General features: G+C 68.9%; 15 protein-coding genes and 1 pseudogene. 8 read left to right on the top strand and 8 right to left on the bottom strand.

What is annotated here, in order from left to right:
* Window positions 1-63 precede the first annotated feature (63 nt).
* Entirely contained in the window at window positions 64-1,776 is a 1,713-nt protein-coding gene (locus M3M54_RS00145) for a hypothetical protein (protein WP_249020168.1), read from the top strand.
* 7 nt (window positions 1,777-1,783) lie between these two features.
* On the opposite strand, the gene M3M54_RS00140 is transcribed toward M3M54_RS00145, so the two are convergent.
* Window positions 1,784-2,182 (bottom strand): DUF3307 domain-containing protein, encoded by a 399-nt coding sequence (locus M3M54_RS00140; RefSeq protein ID WP_249020167.1) that lies wholly within the window; start codon window positions 2,180-2,182, stop codon window positions 1,784-1,786.
* Window positions 2,179-3,966 carry a CHASE2 domain-containing protein gene (locus M3M54_RS00135; protein ID WP_249020166.1) on the bottom strand — a complete coding sequence of 596 codons (1,788 nt, stop codon included), beginning with the start codon at window positions 3,964-3,966 and terminating at the stop codon, window positions 2,179-2,181. Before M3M54_RS00135 ends, M3M54_RS00140 begins: the two co-directional genes overlap by 4 nt.
* An 88-nt stretch (window positions 3,967-4,054) precedes the next feature.
* On the opposite strand from M3M54_RS00135, the gene M3M54_RS16780 reads away from it, so the two are divergent.
* Together M3M54_RS16780 and M3M54_RS00120 are read left to right on the top strand one after the other, a co-directional pair.
* On the top strand, window positions 4,055-5,518 hold the full coding sequence (locus M3M54_RS16780; protein ID WP_305883091.1) for an ABC-F family ATP-binding cassette domain-containing protein: 1,464 nt from the start codon (window positions 4,055-4,057) through the stop codon (window positions 5,516-5,518).
* A 27-nt stretch (window positions 5,519-5,545) separates the two neighbouring features.
* Window positions 5,546-7,015: a hypothetical protein gene (locus M3M54_RS00120; protein ID WP_249020165.1), complete on the top strand. Its 1,470-nt coding sequence runs from the start codon at window positions 5,546-5,548 to the stop codon at window positions 7,013-7,015.
* Here the strand turns inward: M3M54_RS00120 and M3M54_RS00115 are convergent.
* From M3M54_RS00115 to tnpA, 3 genes are all read right to left on the bottom strand, one after another.
* Window positions 6,913-7,338, bottom strand: coding sequence for a nuclear transport factor 2 family protein (locus M3M54_RS00115; protein ID WP_249020164.1), 426 nt, complete (start codon window positions 7,336-7,338; stop codon window positions 6,913-6,915). The genes M3M54_RS00120 and M3M54_RS00115 overlap by 103 nt on opposite strands.
* On the bottom strand, window positions 7,335-8,390 hold the full coding sequence (locus tag M3M54_RS00110; RefSeq protein WP_249020163.1) for a hypothetical protein: 1,056 nt from the start codon (window positions 8,388-8,390) through the stop codon (window positions 7,335-7,337). Before M3M54_RS00110 ends, M3M54_RS00115 begins: the two co-directional genes overlap by 4 nt.
* 242 nt (window positions 8,391-8,632) lie before the next feature.
* Entirely contained in the window at window positions 8,633-9,157 is a 525-nt protein-coding gene (gene tnpA / locus M3M54_RS00105; RefSeq protein ID WP_256465801.1) for an IS200/IS605 family transposase, read from the bottom strand.
* On the opposite strand from tnpA, the gene M3M54_RS00100 reads away from it, so the two are divergent.
* Genes M3M54_RS00100 through M3M54_RS00085 form a run of 4 tightly spaced genes read left to right on the top strand, consistent with a single transcriptional unit; the run spans window position 9,041 to window position 11,597 of the window.
* Window positions 9,041-10,282: an RNA-guided endonuclease InsQ/TnpB family protein gene (locus M3M54_RS00100; RefSeq protein ID WP_371878607.1), complete on the top strand. Its 1,242-nt coding sequence runs from the start codon at window positions 9,041-9,043 to the stop codon at window positions 10,280-10,282. The two genes, tnpA and M3M54_RS00100, sit on opposite strands and share 117 nt — an antisense overlap.
* Complete coding sequence (locus M3M54_RS00095) at window positions 10,279-10,440, top strand: sigma factor (RefSeq protein WP_249020160.1); 162 nt, start codon at window positions 10,279-10,281, stop codon at window positions 10,438-10,440. Before M3M54_RS00100 ends, M3M54_RS00095 begins: the two co-directional genes overlap by 4 nt.
* A 42-nt stretch (window positions 10,441-10,482) precedes the next feature.
* The gene (locus M3M54_RS00090; protein ID WP_249020159.1) at window positions 10,483-11,109 is read left to right on the top strand and encodes a nuclear transport factor 2 family protein; all 627 of its coding nucleotides are present in this window, start codon (window positions 10,483-10,485) and stop codon (window positions 11,107-11,109) included.
* 41 nt (window positions 11,110-11,150) lie between these two features.
* Window positions 11,151-11,597 (top strand): SRPBCC domain-containing protein, encoded by a 447-nt coding sequence (locus M3M54_RS00085; RefSeq protein WP_249020158.1) that lies wholly within the window; start codon window positions 11,151-11,153, stop codon window positions 11,595-11,597.
* On the opposite strand, the gene M3M54_RS00080 is transcribed toward M3M54_RS00085, so the two are convergent.
* Entirely contained in the window at window positions 11,575-12,453 is an 879-nt protein-coding gene (locus tag M3M54_RS00080; protein WP_371878688.1) for an N-acetyltransferase family protein, read from the bottom strand. The two genes, M3M54_RS00085 and M3M54_RS00080, sit on opposite strands and share 23 nt — an antisense overlap.
* Before the next feature lie 474 nt (window positions 12,454-12,927).
* Here M3M54_RS00080 and M3M54_RS00075 point away from each other — a divergent pair, with 474 nt between their 5' ends.
* Window positions 12,928-13,449 (top strand): hypothetical protein, encoded by a 522-nt coding sequence (locus tag M3M54_RS00075; protein WP_249020156.1) that lies wholly within the window; start codon window positions 12,928-12,930, stop codon window positions 13,447-13,449.
* Here the strand turns inward: M3M54_RS00075 and M3M54_RS00070 are convergent.
* Window positions 13,446-14,264: pseudogene (locus tag M3M54_RS00070) on the bottom strand (sulfite exporter TauE/SafE family protein). The gene M3M54_RS00075 and the pseudogene M3M54_RS00070 sit on opposite strands and share 4 nt — an antisense overlap.
* A gap of 110 nt (window positions 14,265-14,374) precedes the next feature.
* The gene (locus tag M3M54_RS00065; RefSeq protein ID WP_249020155.1) at window positions 14,375-17,791 is read right to left on the bottom strand and encodes a methylmalonyl-CoA mutase family protein; all 3,417 of its coding nucleotides are present in this window, start codon (window positions 17,789-17,791) and stop codon (window positions 14,375-14,377) included.
* Window positions 17,792-17,804: the final 13 nt, after the last annotated feature.

Genomic DNA, 17,804 nt, shown 5'->3' with positions numbered 1-17,804 from the left:
ACCCGCCGCTAGACTGCTGCCACCATGACCGGGGGGCGTCAGGTTGGTAGGGTCGCGGTAGCCTTGACCGTTTCGCTGGTGCTCGCCCTGGCCGCCTTCCTGATCCTCAGCTCAAGCGCCGGCGGCAGCACCGGTCTGGGCACAACCGGCGCCTACTGGTCGGGCCTGGCCCAGACCAAATCCGTCTCCTTCAAGCTCTACGTCGCAGCCGTGGACTGCGGCCGCGTGCGCCACGCAAACTATGTGGGCCAGCGCAACGGCGCGGAGCTGTTTGACAGCGCGACCGCGGGCAGCGGGCCGCTGCGTCCCTTTGACTTCGTCGGCTACGACAGCTTCTGCCACGCCGGCAGACCCGCTTACCGGGTGGGCTTTGAGATCAGCAATCCCGGCGCGCGGACGCTGAGGTTCAGGCCAGCCGGGTTCGGTGCCTCCCCCGGCGATCCGCTGGTGGTCACGATCACGGTGCGCGGCGCCCGCACGCTGCTCAGCATCCGCAACCTGAACACGCATCGCAGCGCAAATGCCAGCGGGCCGAGCCTCGGCCTCGGCACATCCTGGGCAGCCGGCGTGCTGCCGCTGTTCGCCGGTGCCACCGGGCGGCCGCTACTGCGTGGCACGGTCCCGCTGGTGCAGGAGTACTCGCTGACCGGCGCCCCCAACACCGATCTTGGTCCGGCTCCATTCGCACCGGTGGTCTTCGGCGACTTCCGCGTGAGCGGCTCCCGCCTCACCTACAACCGCCGCCGCATCGGCGCCTCGGCCTGGTTTGGCAGCACCGGCAACAGGGTCCACGTCACGCACCCGAGCGACGGCGCCTTCATCGCGATCGGGCGCCTCAAGCCCCCCAGGCTCGGCAAGACGCTCGACGCCACGCCGGTCACCGGCACGAGCCTCTACGAGGGCCCCGGCGGACATCGCTTCCACAAGCTCTCGCGCGGCGGTCAGATCCCCAATGGCTCGACGATCGACACCACTCACGGCCAGGTCCAGCTGACGCTCGGCCTGCCAAACGGGCGCTCGGAGACCGGCGTCTTCTACGCCGGCCGCTTTCAGCTGCACCAGAACCGCCGCACCGGCGCGACCACAGCCATCCTGCCCGGCGGCAGCAACGCTAACGTATGCGCGCTGAGCCAGTCCGGCGGCGGAGCCGTGTCGATCGCCTCAAAGCCCAGGCTGGTCGCCTCTGCTGCCAAGGCCAAGGGCAAGGGCAAGGGCAAGGGCAAACCGAAGGGCAAAGGCAAGCCCAAGAGCAAGGGCAAGAAGCTCGACAGCCTGTGGGCCAACGCCCACGGCACCTTCACCACCCAGGGCTCCGGCGGCGCCGCCGCCGTGCTCGGCACCAAGTGGTTCACCGAGAACACCTGCGCGGGCACCTACTTCAAGGTCGTGCGCGACACCCTGCGGGTGACGGTCTACTACCCACACGTGCACACCGTCGTGGTCAAGCAGGGCCACTCGCTGTTTGCCCCCAACGAGGCGCCGGAGATCTCGGTCTCGCCCGTGTCAGCGACCGGCGGGCGCTACAACGTCCAGCTCAGCGGCTACTACGAGCTCACGGTGATCGCCAGCCAGCAGCCCTATTACGTGGACGCGGCGGTCGCACCGCAGCTGCCGCTCGGCGGTAACGACGCGCTCTATCCCGACGGCGCGGTCGGTGGCACCCCGCGCTGGCACATCATCTTCCACATCACCCCGAACCTCGGCAACTTCCAGGACTGGAACGTCGGCGTGCGTGACAGCGGGCTGCTCTACGTGGTCAAGCTGCGCGTCAGCTGACGGCGTCTCAGCGCAACGCGCTGACCAGCAGCGCCGCGCCGAACAGCGCGATCATGTGCAGCGCCTGGTCGACGAGCGCGGCGACGACGTGGTTTGCAACCGGATCCATCCGCTTGACGCGCCGCATGTAGGCGCGCAGCACGCGCCCGTCGTCCTGTAACAGGTGCGGGACGACAACCGCCGCGGCGATCACCAGTGCGCTCCAGCCGACGCGCGTGGAGAGCCACACGAAAGCCGGCACGAAAGCGATGCCGTAGGTGAAGGTGTGCCCAAACAAAGCCCGGCGGGCGACCCGATCACGTCCGAGCCCGTAGCGCTTGTGGGTTGCCTGCCAGTCGGTCTGCAGCAGGTAGTCGCCGAGCTGGTGGCTGACGTAGAAGACGATGAAGACCGCGGGCCAGCTCATGGCGCAGCCGGTGACAGCGAGTGCACGCGCATCTTGGCCTGGCGGCCGCGGACCTCGAACTCGTCAACGAACACCAGGTCGGAGGGCGGGTCGTGCAGGGCCTCGCGCGTCGCCTCGGCGACGAACAGCATGTACTCGCTGTTCTTGGTCATGCCCTCAAGGCGCGAGGCGGTGTTGGTCGTATCACCGATCGCCGTGTACTCCACGCGCTGCTCGGCGCCGACGTTGCCGCACATCACCGGGCCGGTGTTGAGACCGACACCCATCCGGAATCCGGACTCGTAGCCCTGCTCGGCCAGCCAGGCGTTGAAGCCAGCAAGCCGCGGTCCGATCATCTCGCGCGCCGCCCGCAGCGCCCGGTCGGCGTGGTCATCCTGCTCGAGCGGCGCCCCAAAAACCGCCATGATCCCATCCCCCATGTAGGCGATCAGCGTACCGCCTGCGCCGAGAATCGCCTCCGTCATCTCGTTGAGGTAGTGGTTGACGACCGCGATCACCCGATCAACCGACTGCGTCTCGGAGAACTTCGTGAAACCGCGCAGGTCGCTGAACATGACGGTGCAGACGCGCTGCACACCCGCCAGCCTGAGGTCGTCGTCGGTGCTCGAGAGCACCTCGTCAACGACCCCGGGCGGCACGAAGCGCGCGAACGTCGTGCGCGCGTGCTGGCGCTCGAACGCCTCGCTGAGGTAGGTAACAGCCAGCGTCCCGAAGCTTGAGATCAGCAGCGCGAGCTCGGGGTCGACGACCGTGATGATGCGCCCGGCGTTGAAGACAAGCTGCGCGGCGAGCGCGTACAGCGCGCCCACGACCAGGCCGGCGCCGAGCGCCCGCAGCCCCCAGCCGCGCAGCCCGAGCGCCGGCACGACCGAGCCGAGCGCCAGGATCAGGAGCACGTTCAGCCAGCCGGGCGCGTCGCGCAGCGGGATCCCGTGCAGCACGGTGGCGGCAGCGTTGGCGACGATCTCGGTGCCGGCCATGAGGCCGGCGCCCATCGGGGTCGCGTGGCGGTCCTGGAGAATCGGCGCCGTGGCGCCGATGATCACCGTCCGCCCGCGCACCAGCGACGCCGGGAAGTGGCCGGTGAAGACGCGCCAGTAGCTGACGTAGGGCGCGGTGCCGGGCGGCCCGGCATAGTCGATCGGGACCTGCCTTCGGGCGCCGCCGAAGAGACCTGGCGCGATCGCGTGACCCGCGGCCTGCGCGGCGATCGCAGCGGGGAAGGTCTCAAGTCCCTGGTAGGAGTATTGGGTCCTCGAGATGATCCCGGTCGCGTCGGTCAGAATGCTGGCATCGGCGGCCACGGCATCGCCAAAGCGCCGCAGGTTGGCGTTGCCGCCGAGGATGTCGGTGGAGCCGTGCGGCCCCACCGCCGTCGTGGCGAGCACCACGTGCTTGGCGTGGGCCAGCGACTCAGCCAGCGCATAGTCGTCGCGCGGGTCGGTCGGCTGTGAGAACTGCAGGTCGATCGCGATGTGCGCCGCACCCGCCGTGACCAGGTTGTCAACCACGCGCGCGTCGTAGCGGCGCGGAAACGGCCAGTTGGCCGGGTGGGTCTTGGAGGTGGCGAAGAAGCTGAGCGTGGGCGCGTCGATCCCGACCACGACGAAGCGGTCAAGCAGCGACCGATCCGTGCCGCGCACCTGATAGCGGGCGTCGAGCGTCTGCAGCTCGGTGCGGTGCAGCGCACCGGTCGCGTAGGACAGCACGCCGACCGCGGCCGCAACCGCGGCGACCAGCGCCAGCAGCAGCCGGCGGCGACGGCGCCAGCGCAGACGCTGCATCTACAGCCCGGCGATCGATACGCGGCAGAGCATCGGCCGGGCAATCCTATTGGAGGCAGTCACCGACGGCGCAAAGCCTGCGAGCATCATGGCCGCAGTGGCCGCTTCCAATCTCGTCAACCTGAGCGCCGTGAGCAAGAGCTACGGGGCACGCACGGTCCTCGACGCGGTGACGCTCGGGGTCGCGGCGGGCGAGCGGATCGGCGTGGTCGGCGCAAACGGCCAGGGAAAGTCCACGCTGGTGGCGCTGATCGCGGGGCGGGAGCAGCCCGACAGCGGCCAGGTGACGCGCCGCGGCGACCTGCGCATCGGCCTGCTTGAGCAGGGCAATTCGCTGCCCGCGGGTGCGACGGTTGGTGCACTCGTGCGCGGCGACCGGGCCGAGCACGAGTGGGCCGGCGATCGCGCGCTGCGCGCCGTCTGCGACGGGCTGCTCGGTGGTGTTGCGCTGGGCGCCTTCAGCGCCGGGCCCGGCACGCCGGTCAGCAGCCTCTCGGGCGGCGAGCGGCGCCGCGTCGCGCTGGCGCTCACGCTGCTTGAGAGCCCGGAGCTGCTGCTGCTCGACGAGCCCACCAACCACCTCGACATCGATGCGATCAGCTGGCTCGCAGACCATCTCTCAGCGCGCAGCGGGGCGATGGTGATCGTCACCCACGACCGCTGGTTTTTGGACGCGGTCCGCACCCAGACCTGGGAGCTGGCGGGCGCCGCGGTCCACCGCTACGACGGCGGCTACGCCGCCTACGTGCTGGCCTGCGCTGAACGCGAGCGCGTCAGCGCCGCGCGCGAGGAGCGCCGCCGGCAGCTGTTGCGCAAGGAGCTCGCCTGGCTGCGGCGCGGCCCACCAGCCCGCACGTCAAAGCCGCGCTTCCGGATCGAGGCCGCCAACGAGGTCCGGGGGAGCGCACAGCTGGCGGGCGGCGAGGAGCTGACCGCCGCCCGCCTGATCGAGCGCTTCGGCTTCCGTGGCGCGCGCGCCCGCACGCGTGTCGGGGAGCTCTCGGGCGGCGAGCGACGGCGCCTGGAGCTGATGCGCCTGCTGATGTCAGAGCCCAACGTGCTGTTGCTCGACGAGCCGACCAACGACCTGGACATCGAGACGCTGCGCGCGCTCGAGGACCTGCTCGACCGCTGGCCCGGGACGCTCGTGGTGGTCAGCCACGACCGCTACTTCATCGAGCGCGTCTCAGACAACGTGTACGCGATCACGCCGGGCGGGGGCCTGCGACACCTGCCGGGCGGGGTCGACCAGTACCTGGAGGAGGCGGGCACAGCCGCCCAGGCCGCCACCGGCGCCGCGGCTCCCGCGTCGCGGGCGGCGCAGACAAAGCCCGGCAACCAGGTCCGCCAGGCGCGTAAGGACCTCGCCAGGCTGGAGCGCGAGCTCGAAGCGATCAGCGCCCGTGAGCGCGAGCTGCAGGCGGCGCTGGCGGCGAGCGCGACCGACCATGCGCGTCTGCTCGAGCTGAGCGCCGCGCTCGGCGAGCTGTCAGCGAACCGCGAGCGGCTGGAGGGGGACTGGCTCGAGGTGGCAGCGCTGCTTGAGCAGTGAGCCTGCGCCATTACAGTGTCCTCACCGATGGCCCTCGCAGAACGCCCCGTCCGCAGCCCGCGCACGCTGCCGCGCACCGGCCGCTGGTCACAGGTCCTGCGCGAGCACTGGCTGATCGCCCTGCTGGTGGCCGCCGGCGCGACGATCCGCCTGCTGGCGATGCTCGCCTACACGCCGGCGCTCTTCTTCCCTGACTCATGGGGCTACATCGACGCCGGGCTCAGCGGCGCCTTTGTCGGGCTGCCCAGCCTGCACCCGGTCGGCTATTCGCTGCTGATCCGCCTCTTTACGCTGCCGGACCGCAGCCTCGTGCAGCTGATCGCCGTCCAGCACCTCGCGATCATCGGCGTGGGCATCGCGATCTACCTGACATTGCTGCGCGCGCGGCTGCCCCGCTGGGCAGCCGCCGCGGCTGCGGCCCCGGTGCTGCTCGACGGCTACACGGTGACGCTCGAGCAGTACGTCATGTCCGACACCTTCTTCACCGTGCTGCTCTTCAGCGCAGCGCTGATCGTCGCCTGGCCGCGGATGGTTGGGTCGGGTTCGGCGCCCCGGCGCTTCGGGCTGCGGCGCGCGCTGCTGGCGGGCCTGGTGCTGGCGGGGGCGGCGCTGGACCGCGAGGCGATGCCGTTCGTGTTCCCGATCTTCTTCGTCTACCTGATCTGGATCAGGGTCGGCTGGCGGGCGATCGTCGCCTTCACACTGGCCGCGGCGCTGCCGCTTGTCGCCTACAGCGCGATGATCGACGCGCGCTACCACGTCTTCGGCATGACCGCCACCTCCGGCTGGACGCTCTACGGGCGGGTGGCCGGGTTCGCGAGCTGCCAGGGCGTGAAGCTCGGGGCACCCGAGCGGGCGCTGTGCGAGACCCCAGCCCAGCGCGCAAGCCATCCGGACGCGCCCGACTGGTACATCTGGGGGCCCTCGCCGGCCAACCGCATCTTCCACCCCGACACGCAGAGCATCGCACAGGTCGCTGCCACCAACCGCGTGCTCGAGTCGTTTGCCAAGACGATGATCCTGGCGCACCCACTCGGCTTCGTGAACGTCACGCTGGAGGACTTCGTGCACTACCTCACGCCGGGCGCGACCCCTTACGGCAACGCCGTGAGCGCGACCTCGCTGCCGCGCTCGGCGCACCTGGAGGCACGCGACCGGGCCGTGCAGCGCGCCGACCTGCCCGGCCTGAGGATCCGGGTGCGCTCACCGGCCGGGGTCGTGCGCGCCTACCGGCGGCTGGTGCACGTGCCGCGCGTGTTGCTCGGGCTGCTGGCGCTGGCGACGCTCGCGGCGCTGGCGGCGCGGGTGCCGGCCCGCCGTGAGATCTTTTTGTTCGGCGGCGGCGCGCTGCTTTTGCTGCTCGGCACCGCCGCGACCGGCGGCTTCGGGATCCGCTACCTGCTGCCGGCGGTGCCGCTGCTTGCGCTCGGCGGCGCGCTCGCGCTCGCCGGGCTTCTCAGGCGCAGCTCGGCGAGCGCCGCCTCGGGATCCTCGTAGTGCACCATCTCCACCACCAGGCCATCGCGCAGCGTCGTCAGATTGGCTGTGCGCGGCGGGTCGGGTTGCCCGGCGCGCGCACGCGGTTGCAGGACCACGACCACGCACTCGCCTGCCGGCACCACATCGACGATCTCCGGTAGCGGCCGGCCCGAGTCGCCCGCGCGGCGCATCCACGCGAGCGCCTGCTCACGGTTACGGCAGCCCTCCTGCGGGTTGCCGGCATGCCAGCACACAGCGGGGTCAAGCAGCGGCGCCACGGCGTCGTAGTCGCCACGGGCGAGCGCCGCGTGCACCTCCCGGACACGCTCGGCCGTGCTCATGGCAGCGAGCGGACCACGCGCGCGTGCTCGCGCAGCGTCTGATCGCCGTCCTGGCCGGGCTGGCGGCCGAAGCCGCAGTACATAGCCACGCCGAAGTCATCCAGGTAGCGGGAGGCGGTCTGGTGCCGACGGCGAAGCCCCGGCGAGCCGTCGAGCGGTAGGACGATGCCGAGGAACACGCGTGCGGGGCCGGGCTCGAGGTCTGTCAGCGGGCGGAAGAAGCGCCGGTCCTCGCTGCGCAGGTAGCGTGGGCCGGCGAGGTGCAGCCAGTCGACCGTGCGGCCGGACTCGCGCACGGCGAAGTTGGCCATCCGCACGAGCACCTCGTAGTCGCGCGCCTCATACATCGGCCACTCGGGGAAGGTGCCGTAGCAGAGGTGGTAGCCGACCAGCGTCTGCTCCGGGATCAGGCGGGTGAGGCGGGTGACCGGACCGGCGAAGCGCTCCCAGGCGCCCTCGTCTGTCCAGGCGAGCACCTGCTCGATGTCCTGCGTCTCGTAGGCGCAGTCCCACTGGATCGCGAGCTCCTCGGGCGCGATCGCGTCAAACAGGCGTGGCAGCTCGCGCGCGACAAGCTCCTCGTAGCCCGCGGCGGCGCGCGGGTAGTCGGCGGCGAAGTCGTGCTTGAAAGCGTTCATCGCGCTCGCCGGGAACGGCAGACCGACCTGAAAGCGCAGGTGCGCGGGGATCACGCCCGCCGCCTTGAGCTCGGCGAAGATCGCGTAGGAGGCGATCGCCACGTCGATCCGCGGCCAGGACGGGAAGTGGACCTGGGTGACGCCCGGCTTGACGGTGAACACCGGTGTCTCGTAGGCGTGTCGCGGCAGGCCGGTCGGGGAGTCGGTCTCGGATACGACCGCGACGTCGTCGCTTGCGCGGATCAGGCGCTCCCGCTCGAAGCTCACCCAGCCCGCCATCGCGCCGGTCTCGCCGTCGGGCAGCGCAAAGACCATGTCGCCAAACAGCTCCGCGCCGGCGCGCAGCGCGTGCTCGGGCGAGTCGGCGGGCAGGCTGCCGACCAGGAGCATCCTGCTGTTCACTCGTCTTGCCACCGCGACTCCCCGCTCGACGCCACCGGTGTTGGCGATTTTAGTCGCGGCGCAACTCCGCGGAGTTGTGCTTGCGCGCTCAACCAACTTTGGCGGCGTTTAGCTTTGCGAGGTGACCGGCGGTGTTTAGCATCGGTGGCCATGGGCGGGATTTTGTCGTCTGGGAGCTCTGGGTTTGCCGAGCTCGAGTCCTACCGGCGGGAGTTGACCAGTCTTAGGGCGCAAGCCCTTCGGTGAGGGAGGGGTCAAGCCCGTCCGGGTCGCCCTGGCCTGCGGTTGGGTTCTCGCTGGCTGGCGATGTACGCCCTAACGGCCTGGATGGGCGCACCGCCGGTGGAGAGGACGCAGTAGGACGGGGACCAGAAGTGCTGGCCCCACAGGGCTTGGCGGACCTCTGGCCAGTTCTGTTCCCGAACGATCCGGCTGCTGTTGGTTTTGATCGCCCCGACCAAAGTGGAGAGGCTGATCTTTGGCGGGTAGTCCAACAGCAGGTGTAGGTGGTCGTGCTCTCCGTCGGCCTCAACGAGTGTCACGTCGTGGCGTTCGCAGACCTCACGGGTCGTGGCGATCAGCAGTTCGCCTACCCGGTCGGTGATAGCACCCCGCCGGTATTTCGTTACGAGTACGACATGCGCGTGCAAACGGTAGACCACATGCCGTCCGTTCCTGAAATCGTTCGGGTCTGCCGACACAAACCGTATTATAGGGTTATGGCACACCGCTACCGCGCATACCCCACAGCCGGGCAGGCTGCCGGGTGCCGCCGCCATTGCGCGGAGACGCGGTATGTGAAGAATCTCGCGCTTGAGCAGCTCAACCTCTACGACCCGCGTCGTGGACCCACGCCTTCGAGCGCGCAGCGGTTCCGGCAGCTAGCCGAAGCCCGCCGCGAGACATGGCTCGGGGAAGGAAGCTCCGCCGTGCAACAGCAGGCGCTTAGGGATTTCGACCGGGCGCTTCAGAACTGGCGGAAGGGCCACGCGCGGCGGCCGACGTGGTGGAAGGCCGGAGTGCATGAGAGCTTCACGATCCGTGACGTGAACGTCCGCCGGTTCGACCGTCGTTGGGCCGCGATCCTCGTCCCGAAGGTAGGGTGGGTCAGGTTCCGGCTCTCACGTCCGCTCCCGGCCGTGTTCGGGATGGCGCGGTTCACGATGGACCGGGCCGGGCGCTGGCATGTTAGCTTCACCGCCCCCCAGCCCGTGATGCTGCGGGCGCTCACCGGGGCCGTGGTCGGCCTCGACCTCGGGGTCGCAGCCACCATCACGCTCAGTGATGGCCGCCACCTGAGAGCGCCCGTGATGAGCGCCGGGAAGGCGCAGCGGTTGCGGCGGTTGGAGCGCCGCAAAGCCCGCCAGAAGAAGGGCTCGAACCGGCGGGAGCGAACGAAGCGAAGCATCGCCCGCCTGCACGCCCGGCAAGCGGACCGTCGCAAGGATTTCGTGGAACAGACCTCGACCATGCTGGTGCGTGAGCACGACCTGATCGCGCTAGAAGCCCTGAACGTCAGGGGCATGCTCCGTAGCGCCCGTGGCACCGTCCAGCAGCCCGGCACAAGAGTCCGGCAGAAGGCCGGGCTGAACCGGGCGATCAGCCAGCAAGGCTGGTCAATGCTGCGTCGTCGCGTCGAGGACAAGGCCGTAACCTGCGGCGTGCAGGTGATCGCGGTCGATCCCCGTCGAACCTCACAGACCTGTAACGCCTGCGGTCACGTGGACCCGGTATCGCGCGAGAGCCAAGCGCGGTTCCGGTGTACCGGCTGCGGACAAGAAACACACGCGGACATAAACGCCGCACTGAACATCCTCGCCGCCGGACTGGCGGTCACAGGACGTGGAGGGACAGCCGGAAGTAACGGCCCCTGCGAAGCGTCAACCCTGGCAGGAGCGGCATGAGCCGCCCCGAGGGAATCCCCGTCCGCAAGGGCGGGGAGGAAGTCAACGGCTACTGCTATCGCATGCTCGGCTCTCCCTTTGACGCTGAGGATGCGGTGCAGGACACGCTGATCCGGGCGTGGCGGGCGCATGCGCGCTTCGAGGACCGCTCTGCATAGGACGGCGGTCTGCGGCCCTGGCTTTACCCCATCGCGACCAACGTGTGTCTTGACGCGCTGAAGGGTCGCGGCCGCAGGGCGTTGCCGGTCGAGCTCGGTCCGCCAGGCGCCGGAGAGCTCGTGATGGGCACCCCCCGGCCCGAGGCGACGTGGGTGGCGCCGATCCCGGACACACTGCTCACCGGCGACCCCGCGGTCGTGGTGCTGAGACGTGAGACCGTGCGGCTCGCGTTCATCGCGGCGCTGCAGCACCTCGACCCCGCCGCACCCGACAGTGTTGAGGTGGAGCGTGCGCTGCTCGAACGCTATGTGGACGCGTTTGAGCGCTATGACGTGGACGCGCTGGTGGCGCTCCTGCACGAGGACGCGATCATCACGATGCCGCCGTTTGAGCTCTGGCTGCAGGGCGTTCGCGACATCAGGGCGTTCCTGGCGGGAATGCGGGACGAGGGGGGTCACGACCGTCTGTTGTCACTCAGAGCCAACGGCTGCCCGGCGCTGGCCGTCCACCGCCCCGACGCGGCCGGCACGCCGGCGCCCTACGCGATCATGGTGCTCGAGATAACTGGGGATCGGATCGCCGCGATCCACGCCTCTCTGGACACCTCCCTGTTCTCCGCGTTCGGGCTTGCGCCCGGCGACCAGTTTTCGCCACCAGCGCAGTTGTAGAGGCAAAGGCAGCAGCGCAACCAACAGGGCGCTGGATACCAATGCAGAACTTCACCACCGAATTCACCGTCGAGCAGACACCCGAGCAGGCGTTCGCAGCGATCGTCGACGTTCGCGGCTGGTGGTCGGGAGAGATCGACGGTGCCACCGACCAACTCGGCGCCGAGTTCACCTACCGCTACCAGAACATCCACCGGTCAAGGCAGCGGATCACCGAACTGGCCCCGGGCCGTCGGGTTGTCTGGGAGGTGACCGACGCCCACCTCGACTTCACAGACGACCCCAGCGAGTGGGTCGGCAGCAAAATCGTCTTCGATATCGCGAGCGAGGGTGACAACACGGTCGTGCGCTTCAGCCACGTCGGGCTGACGCCCGAGATCGAGTGCTACGAGAAGTGCTCAAGCGCATGGGCCTTCTACATCAACACCAGCCTCATGCGGCTGATCACGGTCGACGAGGGAGCGCCTAACCCTGTCGAGCGCGGTTAGCCCGGAGCCGCAGGTCGTGCACGGCGGGCAGCTGCTGGAATCCGGCTGATCGGTAGGTCGCGACGGCGCCGAGGTTGGAGCTCGGCGTGCAGACGATCGCGCTTGAGCTGCCCATGTCGCGCAGCGCCGCGGCGGCCGCGGTGGTGACCGCCATTCCGTGGCCGCGGCCGCGATGGTCGCGATGGACGCCCATCGGTTCAAGCAGCCCCGGCCTTCCCGGGCCGGCCGACCACACCGTGACGCCCGCGACCGCCGTTCCCTGATCGTCGTAAGCGACAAGACAGCGAGCCTCCGCGTAGGGCGCTCCGGCGGCCATCGCGTGCCAGCGCTCCTCCGTGAACGTCGAGTTATCGAACGCGGCCCGCTGCACGGCCGCCCGAACCCAGGCCCGCTCGGGGCCGATCGCCTCAATCGGCACCTTGGGATGATCGACCGGCTCGGCGAGGTCCCGTCGCAGCGGCGTCCACGGCTCATCCAGGACCCCGCCCGCATCGCACAGGAGTTCTCGCAGCGGGCCGCCGCAGCGGACCTCGACGGACACGTCGCCTGGCGGCAGGACACCCCGCTCGGGGCGCATGATGTCCATCAGCAGCTGGTTGGCGAGCTCCTCGTCGGCCTGCTCCTGGGGCACAACCGCAAGACGCAGCAACCTGGGACTGTCCAGCATGCCAACCGCAACTATCTGCTCGTCGCGACTCCAGGTCCTGACCGCCGTCGCCGTCGCCTCCGCGCCGAAGCGCCACTGCCAGCCCAGGTCCCCCGGATGCAGCTGTCCCGGCGAGCGGTCGCAGGCCATCCGCCGTAGAGCGTCCACGACCTCAGGCAGCCGACCGACATCACACTCACTCAACACGATCACGACAGCATCCTCCCAGAGCCCGCCGCGTCCCTGCGGGGGACCAACCGCGGCGTAGCTCGTGGTCCTCCACGGATTGATCGCGACCCGCAGCGGCTCGGAGACCTACGCGCCGACGCGTGCCAGCGCCGGCCTCACGGGCCGGTCGGTCCGTTCGCGGAGAGCCGCGCGCGCAGCCGCCGCCTATCTCACAGCACGACGCAGCCCGTAGCAGGCGCTCTCAGGAGGCGCAACTCCGCGGAGTTGTGCTTGCGTCCGCAACCATCCCCGGAGTTTGAGCAGGCCCGAGCTCAAGCGCGGCTACACCCGATGCGCGCTGGCAAGCAGAGCGAGGCGCGACGACTGACCGCCGCGCTCGAGATCCATAGAGCCAAGAGCCCGCTCGCCGCGGATGCCCGCTGGAGCGCCTGGAGGTGGCGCCTCTGAGGCGGACCTCGGGCGGTGCGGGCTGCGATCATCTGTGCTGTACGCAGGGTGGCGATTGTGGGCTCCAGCGGTGCTGGCAAGAGCTGGCTGGCGTGCCGTCTCGCCGCTGTGCTCGGGTTCACCCATGTGGAGCTGGACGCCATCCACCATGGCCCCGGCTGGAGCGCCATGTCGGCCGATGAGATGCGCGCGCGACTCGAGGTGGCCTGCCCGGCTGACGGTGCCTGGGTGGCCGATGGCAACTACGAGACCAAGGGTGGCGATCTGGTCAGGGAGCGGGGAGACACGGTCATCTGGCTTGACTTTCCGCGCATGACCGTGATGCGTCAGCTGGCTTGGCGGACACTGCGGCGGGGCATCTTGCGCGAGCAGCTGTGGAACGGTAACCGCGAGTCCTTACGCGACGCGCTATCCCGCGATCCTCAACGCTCGGTTCTGCTCTGGTCGTGGACGCAGCATGAACCGCAGCGCCGTCGCTACGCCGCGCAACGCGACAGCCGCTGGATTTGCCTGACAAGCCGCGCCCAGGTGCGCCGGTTCCTGGCGACGCTGCCGGCCAGCCCAGGCTAGGGCGGGCCCTCGCCGCCGCGCAGCTGGAGGACGATGTAGGTTGCGCCGCCCAGCAGGGCGACCACGAGGATCCAGCCGAGCGTTGCTGGGCCGACGCCGACGTACTTGAGCCCTGAGGCGAAGATCACGAAGGCGATGACCGGCCGGATGAATCTGTCCGGGACGCTCGCGGAGAGCTTCGATCCGATCAGCACGGCGGGCACGCTACCGATGATCAGCGAGGTGGTGACAGCGAATTGCACGTGGCCGAAGATGAGTGAGCCCACAGCGGCCGCGAGCGTGAGCGGCACGGCCTAGGTGAGGTCGGTACCGACCAGCTGCTTGGCGCTGATCGTCGGGTAGACGAACAGCAGCATGATGATCATCAGCGACCCGGATCCGACCGAGGTCAAGCCGACGGTCACGCCGCCGACGATGCCGACCGCGACAGTCAGCAGTGGTCGCACCTCGAGCCTGTGGATCTCATCGCTCCTGTGTGCTCCGGCGCGGCGATCCAGCGTGAATCGCAGGACCATGGCGCCAGCGCCGACGAGCAGCGCGACTCCGAGCACGGTCTCGATGTGGCTCTTGGCCGCCGTCGAGCTGCCGAGCAGGTGCAGCAGGTAGGCGCCCAGGAAAGCTGCCGGTATCGAGCCGGTCGCGAGCAGCAGTACTAGCTGTCGGTTGACCGTCCCGGCCCTGAGGTGCACGGCCGAGCCGAACGGCCGCATCACCACCGCGGCGACGAGGTCGCTGGAGATCGCTGCGGTCGGTGTCACCCCGAAGAGCAGGATGAGCATCGGCGTCATCAGCGCACCACCGCCCGCGCCAGTCATGCCGACGAGCAGACCCACGACAGCGCTTCCGAGAACGATGTAGGGATCTATGTGCAAGGGCTACCGCTCACGGCCGAGCGCAGCCAGGGTACCGAGCCGACGCCCGAGACTCACATGTTGCGGCGGTATTCGCCGCCGACCGCATACAGCGTGTCGGTGATCTCGCCGAGTGAGGCGTATTTGACGGTTTCCATCAGCTCCGCAAAGACGTTCTGGCCGCTGCGGGCTACGTCTGCGAGGCGCTTTAGGGCGTTGTCGTGGTTCTCGCCGGCACAGCGGTCTTTGAAGGCGTTCAGGTTGGCGATCTGCTGGCGCTTCTCCTGATCGCTTGAGCGGATCAGCTCGAGCTTGTCGATCTGTTCGCCATGGCCGTCCTTGGGCAGGAAGGTGTTCACGCCGATCAGTGGCAGCTCACCGGAGTGCTTGAGACGCTCGTAGTGGAGGCTCTCCTCCTGGATCTTTGAGCGCTGGTACATCGTCTCCATCGCGCCGAGCACCCCGCCGCGTTGGGAGAGACGCTCGAACTCCGCGTAGACGGCCTCCTCGACCAGGTCGGTCAGCTCGCTGATGATGAAGGAGCCCTGCAGCGCGTTCTCGGTCTGGTTGAGCCCGAGCTCGCGGTTGATGATCAGCTGGATCGCCATCGCGCGACGGACCGACTCCTCGGTCGGAGTGGTGATCGCTTCGTCGTAGGCGTTGGTGTGCAGGCTCGAGCAGTTGTCGAGGATCGCGTAGAGCGCCTGCAGGGTGGTGCGGATGTCGTTGAAGCTGATCTCCTGCGCGTGCAGGCTGCGACCGGAGGTCTGGATGTGGTACTTCATCATCTGGCTGCGCGGCGAGGCGCCGTAGCGCTCGCGCATCGCGCGTGCCCAGATGCGGCGTGCGACCCGGCCGATGACCGCGTACTCGGGGTCCATGCCGTTTGAGAAGAAGAAGCTGAGGTTGGGGGCGAAGTCGTCGATCGCCATGCCTCGCGCGAGGTAGTACTCAACGATCGTGAAGCCGTTTGCGAGCGTGAACGCCAGCTGGGTGATCGGGTTGGCGCCCGCCTCGGCGATGTGGTAGCCGCTGATCGAGACGCTGTAGAAGTTGCGGACCTGATGGTCGATGAAATACCGCTGCACATCGCCCATCATCGACAGCGCGAACTGGGTTGAGAAGATGCAGGTGTTCTGCGCCTGGTCCTCCTTGAGGATGTCGGCCTGCACGGTGCCACGCACCGTGCTCAGGGTCTCGGCCTTGATCCGCTCATACACATCACGCTCGACCACGAGGTCGCCTGAGACGCCGAGCAGCCCGAGGCCGAGCCCACTGTTGCCGTCGGGCAGCTCGCCTGCGTAGTGCGGGCGGGGCCGGTCGCCGAGCCACTCCAGGATCCGTCGTTGCGCTGACTCGACCTGGCCGGTCTGTTGCAGATGCAGCTCGACCTGCTGGTCGATCGCGGCGTTTAGAAAGAACGCGAGGATGATCGGCGCGGGCCCGTTGATCGTCATCGACACCGACGTCGACGCTGCGCACAGGTCAAAGCCCGAGTAGAGCTTCTTGGCGTCATCGAGGGTGGCGACCGACACGCCCGAGTTGCCGACCTTGCCGAAGATGTCAGGGCGCTCGTGCGGGTCGGCGCCATACAGCGTGACCGAGTCAAACGCCGTTGACAGACGCGCCGCGGGCTGTCCCTGGGAGAGATAGTGGAAGCGGCGGTTGGTGCGCTCCGGTGTGCCCTCGCCCGCGAACATGCGGGTCGGCTCCTCGCTGGCACGGCGGTACGGGTACACACCACCGGTGTAGGGGTAGTGGCCGGGCAGGTTCTCCTTCATCAAGAAGCGCAGCCGGTCCCCCCAACCGTCGATGCGCGGTGGTGCAAGCTTGGGGATCTGAAGCCCGCTCAGCGAGCGGCGGTAGTTATCGCCGCTCACCTGCGCTCCGCGAACCTCGTAGCTGTAGCTGGGCGCGGTGATCGCGGCGATCCGCTGCTCCCAGCCCTCAAGCAGCATCCGGGCCTCCGGACCGATGTCGGCAAGCGCCTGTTGCGCGCGGCGCTCGAGCTCCGCCACCACCGGGCTATCGTCGCCAAGCGCCCTGACCGCCTCCAGATACGCCTGCGCCTGCGCGGCGCGCCGCGCGGCGTGCTCGATCGCGACGTTGATCGAACGGCCCTGCTCGGCGATCTCAGCCAGGTAGCGCACCCGCGGCTGCGGGATCAGAGCACCGCCGGCCGGGCCGGCCGGCTCGGGAGCCGGCGCGAGCGCGGTGGCGGTGGCGGGCGCTTCAGCGGGCAGGCCGAGCCGCTCACACAGGGCGAAGAACAGGGTGGTGAGGCCAGGGTCAGCAAAGCGGCTTGCGACCGTCGGGTAGACAGGCAGCTCTTCATCGGCAAGCTCAAAGGAGGCGTGGTTACGACGCCACTGCTTGCGCACATCACGCAGCGCATCCTGCGCCGCCGGACGATCCGCCTTGTTGATCACCACCAGCTGCGCAAGGTCGAGCATGTCGATCTTCTCAAGCTGGCTGGCGGCACCAAACTCGCTGGTCATCACATAAAGCGGCACATCAACGTGGTCGACGATCTCCGAGTCGCCCTGACCGGTGCCGGCGGTCTCAACGATCACCAGGTCAAAGCCCGCACCGGCGCGGAGGTAGGAGAGCGCGTCAGCGAGGGTCGCGCTGGTGGAACGGTTGCTCTGCCGGGTCGCGAGCGAGCGCATGTAGATCCGCTCGTTGCGCAGACTGTTCATCCGGATCCGGTCACCCAGAAGCGCGCCACCGGTGCGCCTGCGCGTCGGGTCCACCGCCAACACCGCGATCCGGTGCTCCGGCAAAAACTGTGAGAAACGGTTCAAAAGCTCGTCGGTGACCGTGCTCTTCCCCGCCCCACCGGGCCCGGTGATGCCGACCACCGGCGCCCGCTGCGAGACGGACGCCCAGCCCGCACGCAACCGCTTTAGCTCCGCTTCCGCCAGCAGGCCGTCCTCGAGCGCGGAGAGCACCCGCGCGACCGTCAGATCGTCGCTGCCAGCGGCCGCGTCGGGCGTGACCGCAAGGCCGGTGGCGGCCGTGGCGTCACGGTGCTCGCGGGCGCGCGCGATCAGGTCATCGATCATCCCCACAAGCCCAAGCGCCATCCCGTCATTGGGGTGATACACACGCTCCACCCCACGACGCTCGAGCTCAGCGATCTCCTCCAGCGTGATCGTGCCGCCACCACCACCGAAGACCAGGATGTGACCGGCACCACGCTCATGCAGCAGCTCGAGCATGTAGCTGAAGAACTCCATGTGACCGCCCTGATAGGAGCTGATCGCGATCGCATCAGCATCCTCCTGGACCGCCGCGCGGACGATCTCATCGACGCTGCGGTTGTGGCCGAGATGGATCACCTCGGCCCCGTGATCCTGGATCAAGCGGCGCATCACGTTGATCGCAGCGTCATGGCCGTCAAACAGCGACGCGGCCGTGATGAAGCGAAGCGGCGATGCGTCAGGGCGCGCCTGGCGCGGAAGCTCTGCGGTTGGCAGTGTCGCGCTCATCCCGTCTCCTCGA

The organism is Conexibacter sp. S30A1 (genome assembly GCF_023330665.1).
Taxonomy (GTDB): domain Bacteria; phylum Actinomycetota; class Thermoleophilia; order Solirubrobacterales; family Solirubrobacteraceae; genus Palsa-465.
This window is presented reverse-complemented; position numbering and strand designations above follow the sequence as displayed.